Below are 24,211 nucleotides of genomic sequence, written 5' to 3' on the forward strand. Positions count from 1 at the left end.
ACAAAAAAACCTTCCCATTCGGAAGGTCTTTCTTCTTATGCCCATTCACTTTATCCCTCCTTTTGAACCGAAGTCTATGACCCTTAAATCCACATCATAATTAATATCGGCTTTACTGAAAACTTCGTCCCATTTCTGCTTATTTTTCTCCCAAAACTTTGGATGTTGATTTTCCACATAACGATAAAATCCTGCTACTCCTGTTTTATATTCATGCTGTAATTTGTATACGATTTTCTTGACATCCTTTTTAACTTCAGCCTCGGCAATACGCTCAATCTCTTTTAAATAGGCTTCTTCAAATGAATTTTCCTTACCATACCAATCTTCCGAAAGTCTAACTGTGTAACCGACCTTAACATTTATCGTCAAATGATCCCCGTTCAATTCCGTCGTGACTTTCCTCCTTGTCCTTTTGATCACTTCAACACTTAAAGGCTTGCCGTGTTGGACCGCTTCGATTATCCCGCCTTTCACCTTTCCGTTCAACCAATTTAAAGCAGCTATATCCTCCTCATTCATGACCCCGACCAACTTTGAATTGTTGATCACCCCTGCACCCTCCAATATTAATTTCCCACCCCTTATATCAACGGCCTGAATGGCAAAGCTTCCATCTGATTGCAAACTTGAGGAAGCTTTGCCCATTGTTAAAGGCGGAAGGATTTTATTCGTTCGCTCCACATTATCTTTCAATTCATAAATTACATTCGAAGGGATCTCCCCATCGTCGGCTAGTCCCAAAATTTCTTTTGTCGGTCTCTTTGTTAAATAAACAAGACAACTTCTTCTTGTATTGTTATCTCGTATGGACTGATTAATGATAGCTTCCATAGGTACTTTCTTTAATACATCTTCATTAATGATCAGGATACGCTGATGATTGGTTAAAACCGTATTGGTTATGAGCAAAGAATCCCTTATTGCTTCATGTAACGTTTTGGCACTGACGGTAACATTCTTATATTTTAATTGAGCTTGATTCTCCTGAATACTACTTCCTGGAGGTACCAGAATTTGCTGTGTTAACTTAATTTCGTCTTTCTTTTTACTATTATCGATTCCCATTCCGACCACAAGGGATAATTCTTCAATATTTCGACTGTCCCAACAGCCTGTAAGCAAAGGAATAAGCAAGATTAACCATAATCTTTTCATCCGCTTCTTCTACTCCTTTTCACTTGAACGATTGCGAATGTAATAATTGGCAAGCCAATCAATATAAAGGGAAATACATAGCCCAGCAAATCGCTCATTTTAAAAATCTCGATTGTATTTTTAGGGATTTTGGCGAGAAAAAAAATGATTGGAACCAAAACAATAAGGTTCGTTGAATATGAATTGTTGAAAATTTTCGTCAGTCCTTCTGCTGCGAAGTAATAGTAAATTGCATGTGTACAAAAGAACTGAAGAATCCAGGTGATTAAGAGAAACAGCTCTAAACGCTCTATAAATATCCCTTTTACTTCATACGATTGAATAAAAGAAATGGTTGGCCATGTAACAGCTTTGACTTCATGAACAGTCAGTGTAGCGACTACCAGAACATATGTAATCACATATAATATCATCGGTATGAAAAAACCGATTAAAACGCCACTTTTTATCTTGTTTTGATTTTTAACGACGCCAAACAAAAAGATGAAAAGTTCAATTCCAAAAAAAGACAAAGTCCCGGAGCCCATTCCTTTCATCACAGGGAGAAACCCTTTTCCAAGAACAGGCTGCAGGTTTTTTATATCGACTACTTTAATACTGAACATATAAATGAACAAAACGATGACAATTGTCAGAGGAAGAAAGAAGACGCACACCTTTGCAATGGCTTTAATTTTGCCTGTCAATAGATGGACACTCGCTAAAATCAATGTGAGCAACAATATTTCAACCGGCGTATCCTCCAACAAATAAAATCGGACCATTTCACTCATGGCAAGCACTTCAAAGCTGGCCACTCCTATAAAGTAAAACACCACGATCAATCCAATAATTTTGGAGAGCCACTTTCCATATGCCTCCTCCATGTATGTGAAATAGCTTATAACTTTATGTTTTTTTAACATTACAACCAATAGGCATATTAAAAGGGCAATAATGAACCCATTTAGAATCAAGACGATCCATCCATCGGATGAATTAACTTTTTCCGTTATCGTCCTTGGAAGCGTAAGCATCCCAACTCCTAACATGGCGCATGAAATGATCGAGGCCAATTCCCCGCTAAGAATTTTGCCGTCTGCTTGGCTCAAGAAAGTTCCCCCCCTTTTTTCCGCTTCGGTAACCGGAGAAACGCGTCCTTCCAAGTCTTTTTACCGATAAAATCCGTTGGTTGAAAATAAGGTTCTTGAAAGCTAGTCAATTTCGACAAATGGCTGATAACGATGATAAAGAATAAAGTGGTTCCATATAGACCTAGAACGGCGGAAAAAATCATCGCCCCGAACCTTAATGCCCTGAATGCCAGTCCAAAGCTATATTGTGGTACCGTAAAAGAGGTAATCGTCGTAATCGCTACGATTATGACCATGAGGGAACTCACAATATTCGCTTGAACGGCTGCTTGTCCAATAATGACACCACCAACCAATCCAACCGTTTGCCCAATGGGCGCTGGGAGCCGAATTCCTGCTTCACGAAGCAGTTCAATCGTCAATTCCATGATGATCGCTTCAACAAAAGGCGGAAATGGTACGTTCTCCCTTGTACCAGCGATGGTCATCGCTAGTTCCGTCGGCAGCAATCCAGGGTTGAACGAAACCAAGGAGATATAAATTCCTGAAAGAAAAACGGTAATAAATAAAGAAAAGTAACGAAGGACACGTAGAAAAGAACCCGCGACCCACCTTTCATAATAATCATCAGGTGACTGCAGCAGCATCGTGATCGTCGTAGGTGCCATCAACGCAAATGGAGAGCCGTCAACCATGATGACCACCCTTCCCTCCTGCAGTGCCGCCAATACTTTATCCGGACGCTCGGTATTCTGGATCTGTGGGAAAGGGCTAAACGAAGTATCTTCAATTAATTCTTCAAGCATCCCCGAGTCTTGGAGATCGGTAGCTTTTACTCCATTTATCCGATTATTCACTTCTTTTAACAAAGAATCGCTTGCTTTTCCTTCATAATAGATTAATGCAACTTCCCGTTTTTCAAGCGTCCCTAACTTCTGTTGTTTGACGATTAGGTTGGGATGGTTTGAATATTGTCTAATTAATCCGATATTTTCCTGGAGACTTTCGATAAACCCAAGCTTCGGTCCACGGACAACCCTCTCTGTCGAAGGTTCACTCAGTGTACGAATTTTCTCCTTTTCCAGATTCAAAACATAACCATTTGCCATTCCATCTATAAATAAAAGTGTTTTTCCGTCAAAAATATGCTCTATGACTTTTTCATATGTTTCAACATCTTGTTCCCTGACTGCACAGATTTTGGAAATGACCAGCTTCTCGATGGAAACCGGGTGCCTTGATTCGACCTGCGTAGCGGATAAATCTAGGACTATATCATTGAATGCTGGATAATTCATTGTTCCATTGACAAATACAAATAACCCTGAAACTTCATAACCGGGAATGAATATCTTTTTAAAAACTACATCATCCTGCATATCCAATTCAGATTTCAATTTTTCCTGCTTTTGATCCAATCTTATATGCAAGGGTTTACTTTCCATGGTGAACTCCTTTGGTTAAATGCGTTTTATTGTATCAGTTTCCTCTATTTTCAATTTTTTTATTCGAACAGGAAATGGTGACAGCTTTTAGACCAAGAATCCTTATAATGAATCCCCCTTTCCGAAACGAGCATCCTAAACAATCCAAAATGGTTAATATGTAATTAAATTGCAAATGCTAGGATAACAAGCTTTAGTTTAGAGGTGACAGCATTGTTTAACCGCGGAAAGTTCAAAAAAAAACCCAATCAACCAAACGATAAAAATGATGAATTAAATAAAGTTTCGGATGTAAGGGATCTATTCAATACCCTTTCTTCATCCAATGATTTCATAAATCATCAAGGAACGTATAATGGTGTAGGCTATTGGGTATCTTTTTATCGCTCTTTAATTGATGCACAGGAACTTCATAATAGTGTTCTTTCTGTCATACCAACTCTGGAAGCGATAAATTTGGAGCAAATTAAAGAAAACGTTCCAATAGCAAATACAATTATCACCAATACCAAGGTTGTAATCGAAGAAAGGATCATGAGAGGCGAAATTGCCATTCGTTTAGATGCGAATCTTGATGAATGCCTATTAATCAATGTTGCGGCACAACAAGGAAGGCAAGTTGATAAACCTGAACTTGAATTTGGAATCATAAGTGCTCAAGAAGCTTTTGTTGAGGATATTGATATCAACCTGAATCTAGTCAGAAAAAGGCTGCCTATCCCTGGATTGCAAGTAAGTGAACTGACTGTGGGGTCCTTGTCTAAAACCAAAGTGGCGGTTATATCTATAAAAGGAATCGTTGATCAGGAAAATGTCGATAATGTTATCCAAAGGATCAATGACATAGAGTTTGATGAAATATTGGATGGGTCCTATCTCGCGCAAATGCTTTATGATGATTCAAATACCTTATTTCCCCTTTTTCTAAATACCGAAAGGCCTGATCGCATCGCAAGTGCATTGGCTGAAGGTAAAGTAGCTATGTTAATCGATAGGTCTTCCTCTGCACTTATTACACCAACCATTTTGCTGGAATACTTTATTACCATGGAAGATTATAATATGCCATGGATTCCGGCATCTGCTTTCCGTTTATTAAGGATATTCGCGGTCGCTTTTTCGATATTTGCCACTCCTCTTTATGTAGCGGTGCTGACCTATCATTATGAACTGATTCCTAAAGATCTTTTGGAAACGATCGTCACTTCAAGGAACTTGATACCTTTTCAGCCTTTGATCGAAGCATTATTCTTGGAGATCTCCATTGAGTTATTACGTGAAGCGGCTGCCAGGCTGCCAACGAAGGTAGGCCAGACATTAGGTATCGTCGGCGGTATCGTTATCGGTCAAGCTGCCGTTGTAGCAGGTTTGACCAGTAATATCTTATTGATCATCGTTGCCCTCTCAGCACTGGCATCTTTTGTTACGCCTATTTATAAAATGGGTAATGCCATTAGGGTACTGCGGTTCCCCTTTTTAGTGGGGGCCCAAATTTGGGGGTTGCTGGGCATTACGATAGCGGCCGTGTTTTTGATGACCCACCTTATCAAATTAACGTCAATGGGACACCCGTACCTAGAACCGATATACCCATTTCGTATGCAAGATTGGAAAGATAGCTTTGTCCGGCTTCCTTTTAATTTTTTTAAATCCAGACCTGTAAATTTACGTCCTGATGATATATCCAGGCAGCCACAGCCAAAAAAAGCAAGAATCAAAAAAAATGATTTTAATGAATGATTAAAATGAGGGTCCTGTATGAACCAAGCTGGAGTTAATGAAAAGTATAAGGTATCCCCGTTCTATGTGTTTTTTTTAGTGCATTCCATGCAAACGGGAATAGGCGTTTTAAGTTTTCAAAGAGTTTTAGCGAAGACAACGGGAACAGATGGCTGGATTTCGATACTACTAGCCGGCCTGATCGTTCATATAATGATTTGGGTCATATATAAAATCTTCAGTATCGTCCCTGGTGACATCATTTCGGCCAATAATCATGCATTCGGAAAATGGATCGGGAATTTCTTCAGTCTATTATTCATTCTTTACTTTTTGATCATAGGGATGACTATCATGATTAGCTATATAAATGTCATACATGTATGGATGTTTGAAGAGGTAGGTTCCTGGGCGTTTACCTTGGTTTTCCTGATCCTGATTTATTATATAAATACGGGAGGGTTCCGTACAATTACGGGTATTACCTTTTTAAGCTCCATTTTGACTTACTGGCTTTTATTTGTCCTATTTTATGCCATGAAATACTCTGAATTCACCAATTTGCTCCCTGTTTTCCACCACACTCTATTGGATATATTGAAAGGAACAAGAAGTACTTCATTAACAATGCTTGGTTTTGAAATGATCGTGATGTTTTATCCGTTCATCAAAGATGCTAAAACTTCACAAAAATATGCTCATGGAGGGGCCTTAACAACAACCTTAATAACCGTATTCGTTTATTTAGTTTCAATTGTTTTTTATTCACAAAAACAGTTGGAACTGACTATATGGCCGACACTGACATTGACCAGTATTGTCGAATTGCCCTTTATTCAACGATTTGAATATATAGACGTTTCTTGGTGGGCCATCGTCATCATTCCCAACATGACCATTTCCTTGTGGGCTGCAAGCCGAGGTTTCAAGCGTTTATTCAATGTTCAGCAAAAGTATCCATTATGGGGAATGTCCATTATAATCCTGCTTACGAATATTTTTGTTTTTGATGTCGATTCACTATATATATTGCATAAAATCATCAATCCCTACGGCGCACTCTTTGTTGCTTTATACTTGCCTCTTCTTTTGGTCGTCATTTATATAAAGAAAATGAGGAAACGTTTATGAGAAAATTATTTCTTGTTATATTGGCTTTTCCCCTCCTTTGCAGCTGTGCCGAGCCAAGGGTGGTTGACGAAGTCAATATGTCCCAAGCCATTGGCTACGATATACTTAAGAATGATAATGTCGAAGGAATGTTCGTCATCCCTATCTTCCAACAGGACAAGATGGGTAAATATCAAATTTTAAGTGGAACATCGACGACAACGAGTGATGTCCAGGCTGTCGTTTCCAAAAAAGCGGATAAGCCGGTAATGCTAGGACAGACTCGCATCGTTTTATTTAGCGAGAAAATGGTTCATGAAATCGGAATAACAGAACTGACCGATTATCTCTACCGTGAGCCGCAACTTGGAAACAGAGTCATTTTGGCTGTCGTTGAAGGAAAGGTCAAGGATGTAATAAATACGAAAGCACCAAATACGAATGTGAATATTGGAATCTTTTTATCGGATTTGATTAATCAACAGAATGAAACAGGGAACGGACCGGATACTAACCTCCATCTTTTTTTAGGAAACGCTCTAGAAACTGGCGGCGATTCGTATCTTCCTTTAATTAAATTAATTAATAATGAAGTTGCGGTATCTGGAGTCGCCCTATTTCATGAAGATAAGATGGTCACGAAAGTTCGAACGGGTGATATGTTCATTTTTAAGACATTAGTTCAACATCATAGGCGGGGAGTATACAAATTCAAATTAAAAGACAAGAAGAGAAGCGATATCGTAGTGGAAAGTATCCGAAGCGGTTCAAGTTATGAAGTATCCGAATCAGAGAGTAGTCCCTCGATCACGATTAAGATCAAAATTAAAGGACAGATCAAGGAATCCATGCGAAGTGACAACCTTACCAATAGAAAGATGATAAAAAAAATTGAAAAGGATATGGAAGATGATTTAACCAGGCACGCAAACCGTCTTATTAAAGATTTTCAGAAAAAATCCCTTGACCCGATTGGCTTAAAGGAAAAATATCACGCCAAAAATAAAAAATTGACCTATGAACATTGGAAAAAGATTTATCCGAAGATGGACATTAATATAGAAACTACAGTTAACATCATCCAAACCGGGGTCTCTGAATAATTTAATAATAGGAATACTCCTTACATGCTGTCTGTAAGTAACCATACCACTAAACATATCTCTGAAATAGTAAACATAGGTTCCCTTTTTATCTGACATTTTCAGGAAAACACGCCTGTCCCAGGCTGTCGAGAAACCCTCGGCAGCCTTTAATAATTTCAATTCACTTCGATAAACCACCGCGATAATATAGTATTTTTCACGTATTATTATAAGGTTAGTGATCCTAATATTTAATACATTTGACAACTCACAAAACGAATTGGAATTTGTTTTAATTAATGACCTTTTCCCTCACAACCATCTTCACCGAAAAGAGGATCTGGAAGGCCCTAATTAGGATCACTTAATCAGTGGTTACTTATCTGGAATCCGTCCGAAAAGCAACTGGGACGAGAGATTCAAGTAATCCAAATACAAAAATCACCACTTAATATCGGTGCTTTCGCTCTCGGTTTGTAAAGTGTCAGGTGAAAACCAATCTTTGGATTCATTGGACACCGGAGGTTCGCTCCTGTGAAAGGACATCGGAGCTTGTATGTTTCTACCTTTTCGAACTAATCGTTCGCGCACTTTAAATGAAGGCGGATGTGCTGAATATTCTTCAGCTGATCGTAAAAACTACTCCCATATATTAAATATGCTACAAGATAGATTTCATCTTGCTGGTGAACATCTCAGTTATTTAACCGGATGATGGCAGGTGATTTTGAATCAGCCAGAAAGTATAAAAGAAGGTAGGGTCACTTCTTAAGAAAAAGAGTTATTAACCTATCGATGTTTTAATAAATAAAAGGAGCTGACTTTATGAAAAAAACTTTGAAATCAATCATCGCTACTTCTGTAATAGGTATAAGTGTATTCTTGGGATTCTCTTTTGCTTCCGCAGGTAGCGAAAAAGATGAATTGAACTCAGAAAAAGTGACCTTCTTTGGATCCCCAACTTCTGCGATTTCCAGTTCAGTTTCTGTACCTCAAAGTTATAACCGGATATCGTTTAGTGGAACAGTAGCTCCTCTTTTAAAAAAAGATGGAAAGACTATTTATGAGAGATATGGCAATACAGAAAGGCAGGCAATCGGAATCTTAGAGAAATTAAAAGCAGATTTGAAAACAAAAGGACTTTCCCTCGCTGATGTAACCTATCTGCGTGTGTATATCGCGCCAGATCCTAATAAAGAAGATACACCAGACTATCAAGGTTGGTTTAATGCCTACGCTCTGTTCTTTAACACAAAAGAAAATCCAGTTAAAACAGCTCGTTCAACAGTAGGGGTGGAAAGTCTTGTTTCTCCGGATTATCTGATTGAAATTGAAGCAGAAGTAGCCTATAAAAATAAGAAGTTAGACGATTGAAGTGAATGTTATGTTTCAAAATACCGGTGTTCCAGGCTTAGTTATCATTCTTATCTTTGCACTTGTGATTTTGGTCCTAAAAAATCACCAATCGGACGAACTTTTGGACGAAAACTTTATCTGAATTCAAAAGTGCAACCAAATGGTTAGTTGATGAGGATAAAGAAGAAGCGAAAAAAACTGAGTTAACGACTGTTTTATAGCTGGGCAGTTTGAAACGATGTTTACGGCAGTTAAATATTTTCGTTTATTTATTAACCTGATTTTACGGTTCGGCTTTTTATTTGAGATGCCGCTGGTCGTGATGTTTTTAACGAGACTAGGGATTCTCAATCCTGTGAGGGTGGGCATCTCCAAGGTTGTTTATAAGTAGAGTCTAGTCAACCAATTACAATGTGATTAAACGAATTACTTTAGTGAGACTGGATTTTTGCCTCCAGGGTCCCTTCTATCTAAAGTGAAGGAATTGAAAAATACAAGCCGGAAAACTTTTGAATACAAACAGAGACAGGAAGAATCTTATATTTAGGTTAGTTAAGTGACACAGTTGACAGTAAAAGGACCGCACATTTTAGATATGTCTAATATGTGCGGTATTATTTATTATTATCAAATTAGGCTATGTTAAAAGATAAAGGTTGATTAATAATAAAAATCAACAATAATCTTTAACAAAGCCATATTAAATAATCTGGATGGTTTCCTATAAAAGAAGCAACCAGACGGCAGTCGGAACTTCAATAAAGCACTCAATAGTTCAAGAAGTAGTCAATGCAAATGGAAATTATTCCACTCATTTTCTGGGATAACTCTGTTGAAGTAATCTGTTGGTTTGATTTTATAGCCTACAATTTTAAACGTTATTATCTCTTCCATATATGGTGGGGTATGCGGACCTTGGAAACTTACTACTTGCACTGTAACGTAAAATATATCAATGTTCTCTTCGTCTTGTTTTATTTCTAATATTTTCTCATTACCTCTAAACCAATCTGCCCCTACTACCAAACTAATTGGTTCCTGTAATAGCTTAATTAATGCTTTTTCTAACACGTCTTGAGGTATTTCCGTAGCTTTTGAAAAATTGGGAGCTAAGAATAAAATAAAACATAAAATGATTAATAATGAAAACTTCTTTTTCATATAACTCACCTCAGTATTAGTTTTCCTTTACTAAGGTTTATTTATTTCTCTTACTTAACTAACCTGCCCCGTTAGTTCTATAAGAAAAGCACATTATTTGTCTATCTCTTTTACATAATCACAGTTCTAGGTAGTATACCTAAATATAAATAGCCTCATCAAGTTTTTGATGAGGCTATCCACTGCGTATAGTGTATTAAAGTTTTTGCACTAGAACCAATATATCTTTAGGAGCATTTCTTTAGTTTTGTACGGCTCTAGTATAATAATATTCTTCAAGAGTAATTCCGTGGCTCATAATAGTTTGAGCTATTGATTTGCCTACATATCGAAGATGCCATGGTTCATACTTATAACCAGTAACTGATTCTTTTCCTTTAGGGTATCGGATAATAAATCCATAATCATCTGCATGTGCCTGTAGCCATTTTGCTTCTTTAGTACCTCCAAAGCAATCCTGTGCCGCGCATTTACCATTTCCTCCTGTCACATCAATAGCAAGACCTGTTTCATGCTCACTTGTTCCAGGTAATGCACTGTATGTGATTGCTTTGGCATAACCATCCCTTTTTACATAATAATCAAATAGAGCAACTTGTGTAGCATGTGATCTGTATGCAGATACACCGAGAAGACTTACTCCCTGCTTCTTGGATTCCGCAAATAATTTGCTAATGGCAGCAGCTGCTTCACTTCGCATTTTTCTCTTTTCTGTCTTTTCTTTAAAAGTAAACGGTATCGACGTATATACTAAGTCTTTTGGTACATAGTTTTCTGGTAGCTTATTTTTTTTATTGACTAGCACTGGAATACTTTCAGGCTTTGCAACAACCTGAATGGCGTCAGATGTAGGATTGGATACCTTTACATATTTACTACTAACATAACCTGTTTGACCGTTTAAGCTAACCTTTAGCCATCCATTCGCATTTTTTCCAGTAACCGTTAGCTTTGTGCCCTGTTTAACTGTTGCTATAATTTTATTAGCAGTAGAAGGACCTGTACGGACATTCAGGTTAGCAGTTGATGTATAGGTTACTGTTGCTGTACTAGAGCCAGATGAAGAGTTTGATATTTTTACATATTGGCTACTAACATAACCTGTTTGACCATTTAAGCTAACCTTTAGCCATCCATTCGCATCTTTTCCAGTAACCGTTAACTTTGTGCCCTGTTTAACTGTTGCTATAATTTTATTAGCAGTAGAAGGACCTGTACGGACATTCAGGTTAGCAGTTGCTGTATAGGTTACTGTTGCTGCATTGGCTACACTTGGTTCTAACCCCTTAATATTTGCATGGTTAAAACCGATTAAACCTGCACATAAAATAATGAAGGTAAAACCGGAAGCTAGCAATCTTTTGTTTAACGTTACTTTATTTAGTTTTGTCATTTAGAACACCTCAGTTTTAAGGTATATTTTAAAACAATAAATGTCACTGGTTTATTATTCCAATTAGCAACAAGAATGTTGAAATGATTATATTTAGGTTAGATAATGTAAACATATGAAAACAAAAAGAACGCACATTTTAGACATATCTAAATATGTGCGTTCTTTAATTATTGAACTAACGCTCCTGTAAGTGAAATATTGTATGCTACACTTTTTTCGTAGATGTACTTGAGCTTGATAAATCAGTATATTATCTCCTGTGTCAACTATATGGGCTTTTTTCCAACCACTGTCTACACAAGAGGGGATAATATCAATAACAGGAAGCTAACGCTACTACAACTTTTTATTTATCTATCCTCGTAAGCAGTAAACAGCACTCCACATGCATGAAATTTAGATGTTTTTTTTCCAAAGAATTAGACCTAATTGTTACTCGATTCTTTCATTAAATTTACCTTAGGTATATTCAATAGTTGGCGAAGCTCGTTGGATAATGTCGTTCTTGTTTCATCACTCACTATATAATACCATATATCACCATACATCCCTCCATCACCTGGGATCTCTATTTGTTTAATATGATTAGCAGCGCTTTTATAGGAGTGTTGTATAGCAATCATTTGATCCATTGTTAAATTGGTTTGAACATTTTTTTCCAGTGCTTTTAATATCTTTTGATAGTTAGCTAATGAAGTTAATTGGGACCCTTCATGAATGACTTGCTCAATGACCTCACGTTGTCGCTGTTGCCTACCAAAGTCACCGTGTGGATCTTCTTTTCTCATCCGAGCATATACAAGAGCCACTTTGCCATCGATATGTTGTTTTCCTTTCTGTATGTGCACTCCTTCAAGGGTAAAATCAAACGTATTATTCACTGTAACACCGCCAACCGCATCGACGATATCCTTAAATCCTTCCATATTCACTTTTACATAATAATTGATAGGTATATTTAAGAACTGTTCTACTGCTTTGACAGACCCTTCAATTCCACCATATGCATAAGCAGCATTTATTTTGTTATACGTATTTTTTATAGGAATGAATGCTCTTGTATCACGAGGAATGCTCACCATTGCTGTTTTTTTTGTTTCCGGATTAACAGTGATGACAATCATTGAGTCTGACCGACCGACATCACCAGATCGTTCATCGACACCTAGCAATAGGATAGTTATTGGATCGTGTGTACTGAGTGGTTGCTGCTTACTAGATTCACCATGCAATGGTTTATATATATGATCTACCGATTTTGCAACTACACGATAAATACTGTAACCGAATGAACCGCCGATTAGTAACAACAAGACCATTCCAATAAAGGTGAATTTTCTCCATTTTATTTGTTTTTCACTTTTTGAATTTTCCATGTACATCCTCTTTCTAGTCATTAATTGCTGTATTGCTCTAATTTTGACACGTCACCCATATAAAAATAACTCTTTCTATATGATTGGAACCCTTTAGTTGTTTAAAGGTTCATATACCTTTTGGGAATTCCCTTCATAAATTACAATAGATTTTGCTTGAATGGTTTCGTTGTTATATATAAAGTCTTTATCTGAAAAGTTGGCTATTACTTTAAATTTGTGCCAAATTCTGTAGATTGAACAAGGCGATCGTTTGAAAGCACCTTAAATCCTGTCATCTGTTTTGCTATAGCTTTTTGATGAAAGGGGGACCATTCCTTTAAATAGGAAATAATAGTGAACAATAGTTTCATTATTTTTCGTCCATTCTTGCTTATTCAGATGGTATAACGGTGGCACATTATATAAAAATTCATATATCATTCTGTCACCGACCATATCTTTGATTTTCAAACTTCACCATTCTCAATGATGGGTTGTGATCACCGATTCGTAATTTAAATAGAGGAAGAGAATAAGCTGGATCGAGATAGATATGTTTATATAACTCTTTGATCGGAATCTGTTTACTGTACCTGTCAGGAGCTGTTCCTTCTTGGGACCAGTACCCTCCAACATAATACGGACTATTTTTACTTTCTCTAATGTCCGGGTCTCCCCACTTAATCACAGGAGTTTCTATACCGTGGGCAAATTCTCATCAGGATAGCTCCATGATATTTTGTGATCATCCTTTTCCACGAAAACTTCAATTTCCGGGTTACCATCGAATGTAAAATCGCTGTACTTAATGTTTGTTGGCTTATTTATTGCCTTTTGTACATCTTTTTCTTTATCCCATCCTGTAAAAAAACTAATAATGAGAATAATAACAAGTAACACTGCATCTTTTTTTTTCATTTTTAATCCCTCCTGTTATACGTAAACTATACTTTCTTTTTGTTACATTAGTTTTACAATTCTCCACAAAATTGCGTTGGCTTTGGGGCTCATAAAAAAAGAACCCTAATGATTGAAAGGGTTCTTTTGAAAACAAATATAGAATTGTATCTGATTATTGAAAATCGAGGCTCCATGTTTAAAATGATGACGAATAAGAATGGATTTAACAATAGCAAGCCCTAAGCCTGTGCCAGAGGCTTTTTTGTTTCTAGATGCTTCTAATACATAAAATGGCTCCCAAATTTTCTCAATCTTTTCTGTTTGTTGTACATTTGTGCCGTTCTTAATTTGAAATACGATTTCTTGTTCTAAATCCTCAAATTCAATTTCAATTTTATGATCTTCTGTATATTTAATCGCATTACTTATTAAATTGTTAAACACTATCTCGATCTTCTCTTTATCCGCCCACACAAATAATTGATGTAAATGAGAATTAGAAATTCTAACATCTATTTCTTTTGTTTCGATCTCAATTTTATGTTTTACAAGGCATGAATGAAATAAGTCGATAAGATCAAAAGTGGTCTTTTCAATCTCATCTCTTTCAATTTTTGAAAAGTTTAATAAATCCTCTATTACTTTGGAAATATTATCTGTTTGTTTTATAATCGTGTCAATATAAGTACCGTCGTCTAGCCCATCTTTGATTCCTACACAATATGCTTTTATTAAAGACAACGGTGTTTTCAGTTCATGCGTAAGATCAGACATAACTATTTTTAAGTTCACATTTTTTCGTTTTAAGTCTTGATGAGCCTTATTAAGCTTATCACTCATCAAATTAATGCTGTTGGCAAGCTCCTCAATTTCATCATTTGTTTTGATATGAACAGTTTCAAATTTTAATTCTGAAATATCTTTAGAAACATCTTTTAACTCTTTCAACGGAGTGGTTATCTTTTTTGACAATATCCAGACTAACGCAATGATGAGGATAATAGAAAATAGCAACATATATAAATTAAATTCATTGACGATTTTTGCCGTATCACTAAAATGTACAATGGAATTGCCGACTAACACGAGCATATCGTCTCTTTGCATAAAACTGGCAAAAAAGCTTGATTTTAACTTTCCCTGGTCATATATTTTATTCACTTTTTTTCCTTCTGCCAATTTTTGAAGTGTTTCTTCTGTAATCCAAAATTTATTTAATGTGATTCGTTTTTTGTATAGTTGACGAAATACTACTTCATTTAATTCATCTACATTACTATTAATAGGCTCGTAAACAATGGTTATTCCATATTTATTTTCAATAGTTTCTTTGGAATGAATAAATGTAGTCTTATCCATTTTTTTTATCTCATTAGAAACTTGCTCTAACCTCTCTTTTGTTTTATGCAAGTAATATTTAGGCAAAAAATATTGAGTAAGCAAGATTGTGATAGAAAAAATGACGATTACTGCTAAGGAGATGCTTAGGGATAGCTTTCTTCCAAGCTTATTCATCTTCTTCCTCCAAACTATATCCCAACCCTCTATGAGTTTTGATCACGCCTTCTCCGATTTTGTCTCTTAGCCTTCTTATATGTGTATCAACCGTTCTTTCTTCCCCAAAGTAATCAAATCCCCAGACGATATCAAGGAGTTTTTTTCGTGTTAGTATACTCCCTTTATGATTTAGAAAGCATCTCAAAAGTTCAAATTCCGTTTTTGTCGCATTCAAATTTTTTTCCTTTTTATAAATTTTTTTTGCTTCTAAGTCAATTTTTATGTCTTTTAATTGAACGATCTTCTCTTTACGAAGAAGTTTCTTTGCTCTTGTTAATAGAATTCCTGGATGGAAAGGTTTCCTTACGTAATCATCTGCTCCAATCTTTAACGCTGCTAACTCATCTTCATTTTCACTTTTCGCCGTGAGCATTAATACTTTTGTGTCACTATTACTTTTTATTTCTTTACAAACTTGCAAACCATTTGCCTTAGGCATCATCCAATCCAATATAGCTAAATTGATTTTGTTACTATAAAAAATAGTCAGTGCCTCTTCTCCATCTTCAGCTAGAAAAACATGAAATCCTTCTCTCTCAAAATAAGCCTTTAAAATTTTCAACATATCTTTTTCATCATCTGCGATTAGTACTTTCATTTTTTCCTCCGAGTTATCGAATTTAGATACAGATTTGATTCTTCAACTTGACTAATCACACACTAGTATTTACATTTATAAAAATTTCCTGAGCCAAAAACTTCTATCAGCCACTTTCTTAATTAAATCGATTAGCTTATCTATTGCCTGGTTATCTTTATTCTTTTTCATATTTCCGATGTATTTTTCACGATTTTGATATAACATGTATATCGCATCGATAAATGTATCATTGTTCAAATTCTCTTGTAGAAGTACTTCTGCATATCCAGCATTTTGAAAAGATTGAGCATTTAAGACTTGCTCTCCCCTGCTGGCACCATTGGAAAGTGGAATAAGAAGCATTGGCTTTTGCAAAGACAATAATTCAAAAATAGCTGTTGAACCTGCCCTTGAAACCACAAAATCGGTCATAGCCATGATATCAGATAATTCTTCGTTGATATATTCAAATTGTTGATAGCCTCTTACCTGAATTGATGGATCGACTTTTTCTTTACCACAAATGTGTACAATTTGAAAATCTGTTAGTAATTTATCTAAACATGATCTGACAGTTTCATTAATACGTTGCGCGCCCTGACTTCCACCCATAACTAGCAACACGGGTTTCTCTTCTGTAAATCCACAATAGGACTGCCCCCCAGTGTAATGGCCTTTTTTCAATTCATCTCTAATAATACCTCCGATATGAATTGTCTTATTGGTCTTTAGGTCTTGTCCAGTATCAGGAAAAGTCGTGCATACTTTTGTTGCAAAAGGAAGAGATAGTTTGTTGGCAAGTCCTAGTGTTCGATCAGGTTCACGAATCACGATTGGAACTTTGTTTAACCATCCCCCTAAAACGACAGGTACAGCTACAAATCCTCCTGCAGAAAATACAACATTAGCTTTTACCTTCCTAAATAACCGATACGATTGGAAGATTCCTTTGATTACTTTAAAGGGATCTTTCACATTATTCCAATCAAAATAGCGCCTTAACTTCCCAGTTGAAACACTATAATATTGAACGGAGGGGATACTTGTCATTAATTGTTTCTCGATTCCGTTCTCAGAGCCAATGTAATGAACATCCCAACCTGCCTGAATAAACTTCGGGATCAGCACTAGATTGACCATTACATGGCCAGCAGATCCCCCTCCAGTAAAAACAATACTTTTTTTCAACTTATTTCCCCTGCCTTTATCATTAACAAATATCATCATATTACATACATTCATACTATCCGTGTATTTCTTCAGCCTATTAAAATTCAAATAATAAAGTTTCCGTTTTTTTTAAGAAACTATGGAAAATGTCTTTATGTGAGTCCATCATATCTTCTGGGATTGCATCCAACTTAAAAAAACGTAAATCTAAAGATTCTGTATCGGATACTAACAATTCTCCTTTATAATCTTTCGAAGTATAAACAACTGTTACAGCATAAAACTCGTCTCCATTTTGCAATTTCACAAAGTATTCTTTTCCAGAAAATACACCAACTAAGGTGAGATTATCTACAAGAAGTCCGGTTTCCTCATACAATTCTCTTTTTGCTGTATTTTCAGTTGATTCTCCCAGCTCCATTAAACCGCCAGGAATGCCCCATAAACCCTCCGGTTCTTTACGTTGTTGTAATAGAACACCATTATCTTTATCAATTAGAATCACAACCGCGCCAACCAAAATAACTGGTCGATGTCCTACAGCTTTCCTTAATTCGCCAACATACCCCATCCTATATCAGCTCCTTACATAGGATGAGATCGTCAGTTTTCGTTCCACGACAGAAAACCTCCTTTCATTAACATTTGTTCCACTTCGCTATTTGAAATTTGCTTTGTAGCAGAACTATATTCCTTCAGGTTTACCGGCGTACTGCTAGTATAATGTTCTTGAAGTCCTGGCATAGGAGTAGAAGGCAGGACTACAAAATAATCATTATCAAAATATACAGTTCGGCTGCTTTCACATTCGGTAAAGAGTGTTTCATTCAATTTTTCCCCTGGACGAACACCTATTTCCTTTATTTCAATATTTTTTTTACCTGATGATTCAATTAACACTTTGGCTAGATCAGCTATCTTTATAGAAGGCATGTTCATAACATATGTTTCTCCACCTTTACCGTTATTTGTTGCCTTAAACAATAATTGAACGGCATCTTCAATCGATAAGAAAAAACGTGTCATACCTAGATCAGTAATACCTATTTGTGAAAATTGTTTTATTTGATTTTTGAAAATAGGAATAACGCTGCCACTGGATCCGAGAACATTACCACTTCTTACACAAATAAATTTAGTGTTTGTTTCTTTTAAATTTGCATGAATAATTAGCTTTTCTCCAAGAGCCTTCGTGATTCCGTAAGTATTTGAAGGATCCGCAACTTTATCAGTTGAAACGTATATGACTTTTTTTACATCGTTTTCAATGGCTGCTTCGATCACATTTTGCGTACCAAGTACATTTGTCTTTATGGCTTCAAAAGGTTGATATTCACAAACAGGCACATGTTTTAATGCAGCCAGATGAAAAACATAATCGACACCCTCACATGCTTGCATAAGTTCTTCCTTATCACGGATGTCACCGATAATGAACTTGAATCTATCATCATTAGCAAATTGTTGTTGCATCTCAACTTGTCTTGTTTCATTCCGTGAAAAAATACGAATTTCTTTCGGATTATGATCAAAAATCTGTTTCACAATTTCAAGACCCCATGATCCTGTACCACCTGTAATTAAAAATGTACTATTATTCAATGTTTTTCCCTCCATATAAATCATAAAATAATTCAATCAATCCCTTTACATTGCATATCGAAAAAATGATAGCAATTCGTAACAACCATCATGACGAATATTTTGATTTTTTATTCTAGATATATAATAGTTTTTGTTTGTTACATTAGTTTGACAATCGTAATAGTTAAAAAAAAACATGATAAACAATAAGACTCTGAATTATTAATAAGTTAGGTAGCTCCAAGGGGATAACATCTATAGGGTGGGGTACCTTTACCAAAAGTCATGTTGTAAACAAAGTTATTATAGAAAAACACCATTCAAATAATAGAATGGTGTTTTTCTATAAATATGTTCATCTATCAGGCGTTAATTGAATAACTTAGAGCTTCGACTCACCTCTAAATATTTCCATTATCTTATTCAAGATAATGGACCGATTGCTGAACAAAAATAAAAAAATTTTCTTCAGATGTCCTGCACGTTACTTCAATAGAATCAGAAAACAACCAATTTGTGTTAATGTGTAGATCCAAAACTTATTCCCAAAAACGAAGTAACATTTTTAATCGCTAATACCCTTTTTGGTGCTAATATAAGTTTATTAACAACTATTAGCAGGTGATCGTATTATAAGGTCAAAAACTATTTCATTTGCATTAAGCTTGTCCACAAAAATTCTTCTCCGAAAAATTCACTTGGTTGAGTAATCTTTTTCATTTCACTAAAACTAATGATATCAAAATCCTTTGCGAATACTTCTTTAAGTCTGCTACATACGGCAGTCTTGGTGGCATCATTGTGTTTATGATCTGGTTTTATTTATCTCGGCTCATCATCATCATTATAGGTGGAGAAATCAATGCCTCATAAATGAAGATCATCCAAAAAGTGAATGAGCTTCCTTCAGTTCCCGTAATAGCTGAAAGCTCTTCAACGAACACTAATCAAGAAATAACATCTTGTATTGGGGAGGAATTCTTTCATGAGTAAGAAAGGAAAGCATAGGGGTAAAAAGGGGAACCATAAAACATCAGGTTCTGCAAATGGGCAGAATGGCGATCATTAAAAAGTTAAGCTGCATACAAAAGGGAGCCTTTTAAGATCACTTTTGTACAGTATGATTATTGTAAGAATCGTACATTAAGAAAAGCGATTCTTATTAAAGAATCGCGCCCTTTTCTTGAATAAACAAGAAGCTCATATTAGCCGGTATTGTGGAGGCAATTAACTTATTCTTGCTGGTAATGTTAAATATCGTAGAAGAGTGAGATTACTTTGGATCAACAATTGTTTGATTAAAGTTATTCGTTAGCTCAAAGAAAGATCTGTGTAAACATCTCTCGATCCTCAACTAACATCACCTTTTTGAAGAAAAAATGGATTACTCTTCTCTTGCCTATTTATAATGAATAACATTTCAAGAATACCAATAAAAAGCATAATCAGTCATAATTGAAGAATCACCCAACTGATGTAACATAGCTGAAATATTCCCTCTATGATAGGTTCCATGATTCACAACGTGTAAGACCATTTCAGATATACTTGTTTCTCTTAATCCTGCCCATGGATTATCCAACATTATTCTCTTTTCCATATCTTCCTGTCTGTTCAAAAAGGATTTAAACCGAGATGTTAAAGTGTGAAATTCCGTTTCTAAGTCTTCAATGGGCAGTTTCTCAATCTTTTCTTGAATTTGAAATGAAGATTGCATTGCTTCATTCATACTCTGACCCTCGAGGGTATTAAGCCATCCATATTCCACCAAATAGAGATGAGATAAACCTTTGAAACAGAAGGAAAGACACTTTTCATTTCCTTTTGATATTTCTCAGGAGAAAGTGTCTTAAGATGATCAATAATCCGTTGATTTGCCCATACATGATAGTTATATAGATTTTCTACATGATTTGCCATACAATCGCCTCCTTATCATCACGTTTTTTAATATTCTTTATCAGAATGAATTATTCCTTTAAATATTATTACTTATCTTATTTTATGAGATCTTCAACTAAATGGCCCAATTGTTGAACAAAGGTCAAAGCAATCTTCAACTAACCTCCCTCAATAAACTAAACACAATCTCACGATTGCTCTAGAATTCTTAGGATTTCATAGTCATATCATTAACCGTTATCTATGTAAGCTCGGCATTACTCCTCAAGGATAGGGATTTATCGAAAAAAGTGTATGCTAAACTAGCCAATTATAGGAAAAAATTGGTTTAAGCAATGTTATGATCGCACTTTTGGATATCCACATGTCTCATGGAGGTCAACCCTCCCATGTCTCACAGAGTCGATGCTCCTACATTCCTTCGTTCAACCTTTCCATGAGGTGGATGTCGGTCATGCTGCCCCACAGGATCTAAGTCCTCACGTTAGTTGCTTTGCCGACTAATCCGTGCTTCACTTTTAAATGAGTGTTAATTAAATGACCGTGTAACCTTAAAATTCAATGAACTATGCGACTGTTTGATGTACTACAAATGTTGCCATATGAGGGATATCCTTTAACATCTTGTCTTCTTGAAACGTAAATTGTTTTTTACCGATTGAAAACAGAATTCGAATAAGCTTGTTACACAAGGCTATCAGAGATTGCATTTTCTTTAAGGGATTGTGAGAACGTGTTGTGTAATATATATGAAGAGCTTTAAAAGCCTTGTTCTTTGCCACCAGTATCATGGCTGCCCGGAATAAGAGAGCCCTCAATTTCTTTCGTCCCCGTTTGGTAATCTTGGTCTGTCCTTTGTGCTTTCCGGATGTGTTTTCTTTTAAACTTAAACCTGCTAATTTTACGATTTGGCGAGGATGTTGATAGTCTCTGAGGTCGCCGACCTCTGCGAAAAACCCTGCTACTGTATCTCGACCGATTCCTGACACCTCTAACATCTGTGTGACACCTGGGATATGGTCTAATAACTGATCTAATTGATGATCTAATTCTTCGAATTTCACTTGAATAAAATCATACTTCTCTAGTAAAGCTCTCAACTCTAATTTTGCCATAGCTGCCCCTTGACGAATACCAATCGAACGATTGGCTGCTTCTTTGAGTGCTCGTATCTTCTTTAAGCCTATACTGCGTTTTACCACTTGTCTTAAGGAAAGTAAGAGCTCTTCATCCGTATAATTTACAAGTTGATGTGGCAAGGCTTCTAGCTTTAGAAAATGAATAGCTGCCTTGCCTTCCCAACTTTTGAACACTGTCAAAAATTCGGGAAAGTAACGATCAAGCCAGTTATGAACTTGTCCCTGAACGACCTGTAAGTCAACGTTGAGAAGATCGCGAAGTTTTTTGGCCACTCGGAGTTCTGCATAAATTCCTTGTGGAATTGTTGGTTCGGCATATCTTCCGTCTTTGACTAATTGTGCGATGACTTTTGCATCTTTCACGTCATTCTTTGTAGGTGAATTATCGTCTAATTCTTTACTTCGTTTAACATGTAGTGGATTGACAGATACGAACTTAATATTATTCTCTTTTAGAAGATGAGCTAGATTTAACCAGTAGTGACCGGTTGGCTCCATGCCTACAATCACTTGATTTAACTTACACTCTTTAACAAGTTGGTTAATCCAATCTAGAACGAATGAAATCCTGCTTTCGTATTTTCAAAGAAACACGTTTTACCCAGTTCCAATCCTCTAAAATCCTGTGCTCTCGCGACATGATTGTGCTTGGCTATATCTACTCCGACAATTAAGGTTTCAGAAGTAATTTGAGTGATTTTATGATTTTGGTTATAATTCATTGTGAGACCTCCAAATAGATGTTTTTGTCCTTTTTTAGCTGGCCAGCTTAGGACACATTCATCTTATCAAGAGGTCTTTTTTCGTTCAAACCTCATTTTCAGTTATTACAGGAATGCTGCCCCGTTCGTATTATAAGGTCAGCCAGAAAATATTTCTGGTTGACCATTTTTTATATGGTTTTATTATAACGGTAGCCGGGGCAAAACGTACCTGCTCGTGGGGATAGACCCCGTCAACTAAACAGTTTGCCCCCTACTTGTAGAAACATGATTAGGCTGGTTGGGACGTAGATCTCGTATAACAAGCGAAGCTGTGACACTGCAAGGAGAAATAGGGGTACCGGTAATCCACTAGATCAGGAGGAGATTTAGAATGAATCCAGTCGTTGGTCTGGATATTTCAAAAGGGGAAAGTCAGGTTCAAGCATTTTTGGATAAGGGTAAACCTTATCAAAGGAGTTTTAAAATAACTCATACTGTTGAGGGGCTTAATTTACTTGTAGCGTTTCTTGAGGATGTAAAGAAAGAGTCTGGTCAGAAGCCTTCAGTCGTTTTAGAAGCCACTGGACATTATCAAGCTCCAGTCGTTCATTACTTGGAAGAACGAGGATATTTATTGATTATCATTAATCCATTGATTTCATATAAGGCAAGAGGATCAAGCTTAAGAAAGGTAAAAACAGATGCCATTGATGCCTATCTTCTCTGTGAGTTGTTTTATAAAGAAGAATTAGAGCCATATAAAAGCGTGGAGTCCAGTTATTGAACCTTCGTAATCTCACAAGACAACATGAAAACATAACTGGCGTTATGGTTCAAACAAAGCTTCAATTTCAGGCAGTGCTTGAACAAGTGTTTCCTGAATATAAAGGAGTTTTTGGAGATTTATATTCTGTGGTGTCACTCTTAACTCTTTCAGAGTTCCCCTCTTCAGAGGACATTTTGAAGGCAAGTGAAGAAGCAATGACAGCAAGGATATTTGAGTTATGCAAGAGTAGATCAATTAAATGGGCAAATGAAAAAGCGATTCAGCTTAAAGCTGCGGCAGCTCGTAACCCTTTTGAAAAGACAGTCTATCAGAGTCATATTTTAAGCCTTGGTATGTATATAAATATTCTTCTTCAGTACAAAGAGCATCTATCAAAGTTAGAGGCAGAGATAGACGCCCTCGCTAAAGAAATTGAAGAATATACGATCCTCAAATCTATCCCAGGTATCGGAGAAAAGATCGCGGCAACGATTATTTCTGAAATTGGTGAGATAGATCGATTTAATAATCCTAAAAAACTTGTAGCTTTCTCTGGAGTTGATCCTAGTGTATTCGAATCCGGTAAGTTTACAGCTACCAAAAATAGAATCACTAAAAGAGGTTCTAGCAGACTTCGACATGCCTTATATATGGCGGTTCGTTGTGCTATTCGTGATTGCCGGAAGTCTAAGACAACTGATGAAATTATCCCTCGAAATAAGAAGCTACGCGTGTTTTATGACAAGAAACGCGAGGAAGGAAAGCCTTATAAGGTAGCCGTCATAGCCTGTGTAAATAAGCTCTTACACTGGATTTTCGCTCTATTAAAGAACAAAATGACTTTCCAAGATATTGTTTAAAATTTATATTTAACTAAAAAGAACAAAACCTTCCAAATGAGAGTCTGAAGGAAGGTTATTTGGTATACCTATTATTAGTATATCACGTATGTTTTTATCTTTTTATTGAAAAATGTTGACAAACTATTAGCTGGTTTAGTTGCATAAGAAAAGGAGCTGCTGATCAGCTCCTGGTAATGAAGTAAAGC

The 24,211-nt window shown here is 36.2% G+C and carries 19 protein-coding genes and 6 pseudogenes; 7 read left to right on the top strand and 18 right to left on the bottom strand.

Annotated elements, in window-relative coordinates:
• Positions 1–45: 45 nt before the first annotated feature.
• Genes BS1321_RS27060 through BS1321_RS27070 form a run of 3 tightly spaced genes read right to left on the bottom strand, consistent with a single transcriptional unit; the run spans position 46 to position 3,676 of the window.
• Entirely contained in the window at positions 46–1,158 is a 1,113-nt protein-coding gene (locus BS1321_RS27060) for a Ger(x)C family spore germination protein (RefSeq protein WP_063236013.1), read from the bottom strand.
• Positions 1,155–2,249, bottom strand: a complete 1,095-nt coding sequence (locus tag BS1321_RS27065) for a GerAB/ArcD/ProY family transporter (RefSeq protein ID WP_063236014.1) — start codon at positions 2,247–2,249, stop codon at positions 1,155–1,157. Before BS1321_RS27065 ends, BS1321_RS27060 begins: the two co-directional genes overlap by 4 nt.
• Positions 2,246–3,676, bottom strand: coding sequence for a spore germination protein (locus BS1321_RS27070; protein ID WP_063236015.1), 1,431 nt, complete (start codon positions 3,674–3,676; stop codon positions 2,246–2,248). Before BS1321_RS27070 ends, BS1321_RS27065 begins: the two co-directional genes overlap by 4 nt.
• A 213-nt stretch (positions 3,677–3,889) precedes the next feature.
• Here BS1321_RS27070 and BS1321_RS27075 point away from each other — a divergent pair, with 213 nt between their 5' ends.
• From BS1321_RS27075 to BS1321_RS27095, 5 genes and pseudogenes are all read left to right on the top strand, one after another.
• Positions 3,890–5,416 (top strand): spore germination protein, encoded by a 1,527-nt coding sequence (locus tag BS1321_RS27075; RefSeq protein WP_063236016.1) that lies wholly within the window; start codon positions 3,890–3,892, stop codon positions 5,414–5,416.
• An 18-nt stretch (positions 5,417–5,434) separates the two neighbouring features.
• Complete coding sequence (locus BS1321_RS27080; RefSeq protein ID WP_063236017.1) at positions 5,435–6,526, top strand: GerAB/ArcD/ProY family transporter; 1,092 nt, start codon at positions 5,435–5,437, stop codon at positions 6,524–6,526.
• Entirely contained in the window at positions 6,523–7,608 is a 1,086-nt protein-coding gene (locus BS1321_RS27085; protein ID WP_063236018.1) for a Ger(x)C family spore germination protein, read from the top strand. Before BS1321_RS27080 ends, BS1321_RS27085 begins: the two co-directional genes overlap by 4 nt.
• Before the next feature lie 807 nt (positions 7,609–8,415).
• The gene (locus BS1321_RS27090) at positions 8,416–8,964 is read left to right on the top strand and encodes a Rid family hydrolase (protein ID WP_063236019.1); all 549 of its coding nucleotides are present in this window, start codon (positions 8,416–8,418) and stop codon (positions 8,962–8,964) included.
• Positions 8,965–9,166: 202 nt separating this feature from the next.
• Positions 9,167–9,310, top strand: a pseudogene (locus tag BS1321_RS27095) (twin-arginine translocase subunit TatC); the annotation flags it as partial.
• A gap of 422 nt (positions 9,311–9,732) precedes the next feature.
• Here the strand turns inward: BS1321_RS27095 and BS1321_RS27100 are convergent.
• From BS1321_RS27100 to BS1321_RS27145, 13 genes and pseudogenes are all read right to left on the bottom strand, one after another.
• Entirely contained in the window at positions 9,733–10,107 is a 375-nt protein-coding gene (locus BS1321_RS27100; protein ID WP_063236020.1) for a DUF3888 domain-containing protein, read from the bottom strand.
• A 241-nt stretch (positions 10,108–10,348) separates the two neighbouring features.
• On the bottom strand, positions 10,349–11,182 hold the full coding sequence (locus BS1321_RS27105; RefSeq protein ID WP_232522837.1) for a D-alanyl-D-alanine carboxypeptidase family protein: 834 nt from the start codon (positions 11,180–11,182) through the stop codon (positions 10,349–10,351).
• 48 nt (positions 11,183–11,230) lie between these two features.
• A pseudogene (locus BS1321_RS28855) lies at positions 11,231–11,500 on the bottom strand (SH3 domain-containing protein); the annotation flags it as partial.
• Positions 11,501–11,928: 428 nt separating this feature from the next.
• The gene (locus BS1321_RS27110) at positions 11,929–12,879 is read right to left on the bottom strand and encodes an LCP family glycopolymer transferase (RefSeq protein WP_063236022.1); all 951 of its coding nucleotides are present in this window, start codon (positions 12,877–12,879) and stop codon (positions 11,929–11,931) included.
• A gap of 206 nt (positions 12,880–13,085) precedes the next feature.
• Positions 13,086–13,157, bottom strand: a complete 72-nt coding sequence (locus BS1321_RS28860) for a hypothetical protein (RefSeq protein ID WP_412762429.1) — start codon at positions 13,155–13,157, stop codon at positions 13,086–13,088.
• Positions 13,144–13,317, bottom strand: a complete 174-nt coding sequence (locus tag BS1321_RS28865; RefSeq protein WP_419555895.1) for a glycoside hydrolase — start codon at positions 13,315–13,317, stop codon at positions 13,144–13,146. Before BS1321_RS28865 ends, BS1321_RS28860 begins: the two co-directional genes overlap by 14 nt.
• Positions 13,307–13,549: a glycoside hydrolase gene (locus BS1321_RS28870; RefSeq protein ID WP_411836528.1), complete on the bottom strand. Its 243-nt coding sequence runs from the start codon at positions 13,547–13,549 to the stop codon at positions 13,307–13,309. The genes BS1321_RS28865 and BS1321_RS28870 overlap by 11 nt, the downstream gene beginning before the upstream one ends.
• Before the next feature lie 8 nt (positions 13,550–13,557).
• Positions 13,558–13,779 carry a hypothetical protein gene (locus BS1321_RS27120; RefSeq protein WP_063236024.1) on the bottom strand — a complete coding sequence of 74 codons (222 nt, stop codon included), beginning with the start codon at positions 13,777–13,779 and terminating at the stop codon, positions 13,558–13,560.
• A 105-nt stretch (positions 13,780–13,884) separates the two neighbouring features.
• The gene (locus BS1321_RS27125; protein WP_063236025.1) at positions 13,885–15,276 is read right to left on the bottom strand and encodes a HAMP domain-containing sensor histidine kinase; all 1,392 of its coding nucleotides are present in this window, start codon (positions 15,274–15,276) and stop codon (positions 13,885–13,887) included.
• The gene (locus BS1321_RS27130) at positions 15,269–15,916 is read right to left on the bottom strand and encodes a response regulator transcription factor (protein ID WP_063236026.1); all 648 of its coding nucleotides are present in this window, start codon (positions 15,914–15,916) and stop codon (positions 15,269–15,271) included. Before BS1321_RS27130 ends, BS1321_RS27125 begins: the two co-directional genes overlap by 8 nt.
• A 75-nt stretch (positions 15,917–15,991) precedes the next feature.
• Entirely contained in the window at positions 15,992–17,086 is a 1,095-nt protein-coding gene (locus tag BS1321_RS27135; protein ID WP_063236031.1) for an undecaprenyldiphospho-muramoylpentapeptide beta-N-acetylglucosaminyltransferase, read from the bottom strand.
• 79 nt (positions 17,087–17,165) lie between these two features.
• The gene (locus BS1321_RS27140) at positions 17,166–17,639 is read right to left on the bottom strand and encodes an NUDIX hydrolase (protein WP_063236027.1); all 474 of its coding nucleotides are present in this window, start codon (positions 17,637–17,639) and stop codon (positions 17,166–17,168) included.
• 32 nt (positions 17,640–17,671) lie between these two features.
• On the bottom strand, positions 17,672–18,670 hold the full coding sequence (locus BS1321_RS27145; protein ID WP_375781459.1) for a polysaccharide biosynthesis protein: 999 nt from the start codon (positions 18,668–18,670) through the stop codon (positions 17,672–17,674).
• 750 nt (positions 18,671–19,420) lie between these two features.
• On the opposite strand from BS1321_RS27145, the pseudogene BS1321_RS27150 reads away from it, so the two are divergent.
• Positions 19,421–19,525: pseudogene (locus BS1321_RS27150) on the top strand (YhjD/YihY/BrkB family envelope integrity protein); the annotation flags it as partial.
• Between the two features lie 547 nt (positions 19,526–20,072).
• On the opposite strand, the pseudogene BS1321_RS27155 reads toward BS1321_RS27150, so the two are convergent.
• Both BS1321_RS27155 and BS1321_RS27160 read right to left on the bottom strand, forming a co-directional pair.
• Positions 20,073–20,572 (bottom strand): annotated as a pseudogene (locus BS1321_RS27155) (DinB family protein).
• Between the two features lie 548 nt (positions 20,573–21,120).
• Positions 21,121–22,415: pseudogene (locus BS1321_RS27160) on the bottom strand (IS110 family RNA-guided transposase).
• 373 nt (positions 22,416–22,788) lie between these two features.
• Between BS1321_RS27160 and BS1321_RS27165 the strand changes: the two are divergent.
• Positions 22,789–24,023: pseudogene (locus tag BS1321_RS27165) on the top strand (IS110 family RNA-guided transposase).
• Positions 24,024–24,211 lie beyond the last annotated feature (188 nt).

This window comes from Peribacillus simplex NBRC 15720 = DSM 1321 (assembly GCF_002243645.1).
In the GTDB taxonomy this organism is placed as follows: domain Bacteria; phylum Bacillota; class Bacilli; order Bacillales; family DSM-1321; genus Peribacillus; species Peribacillus simplex.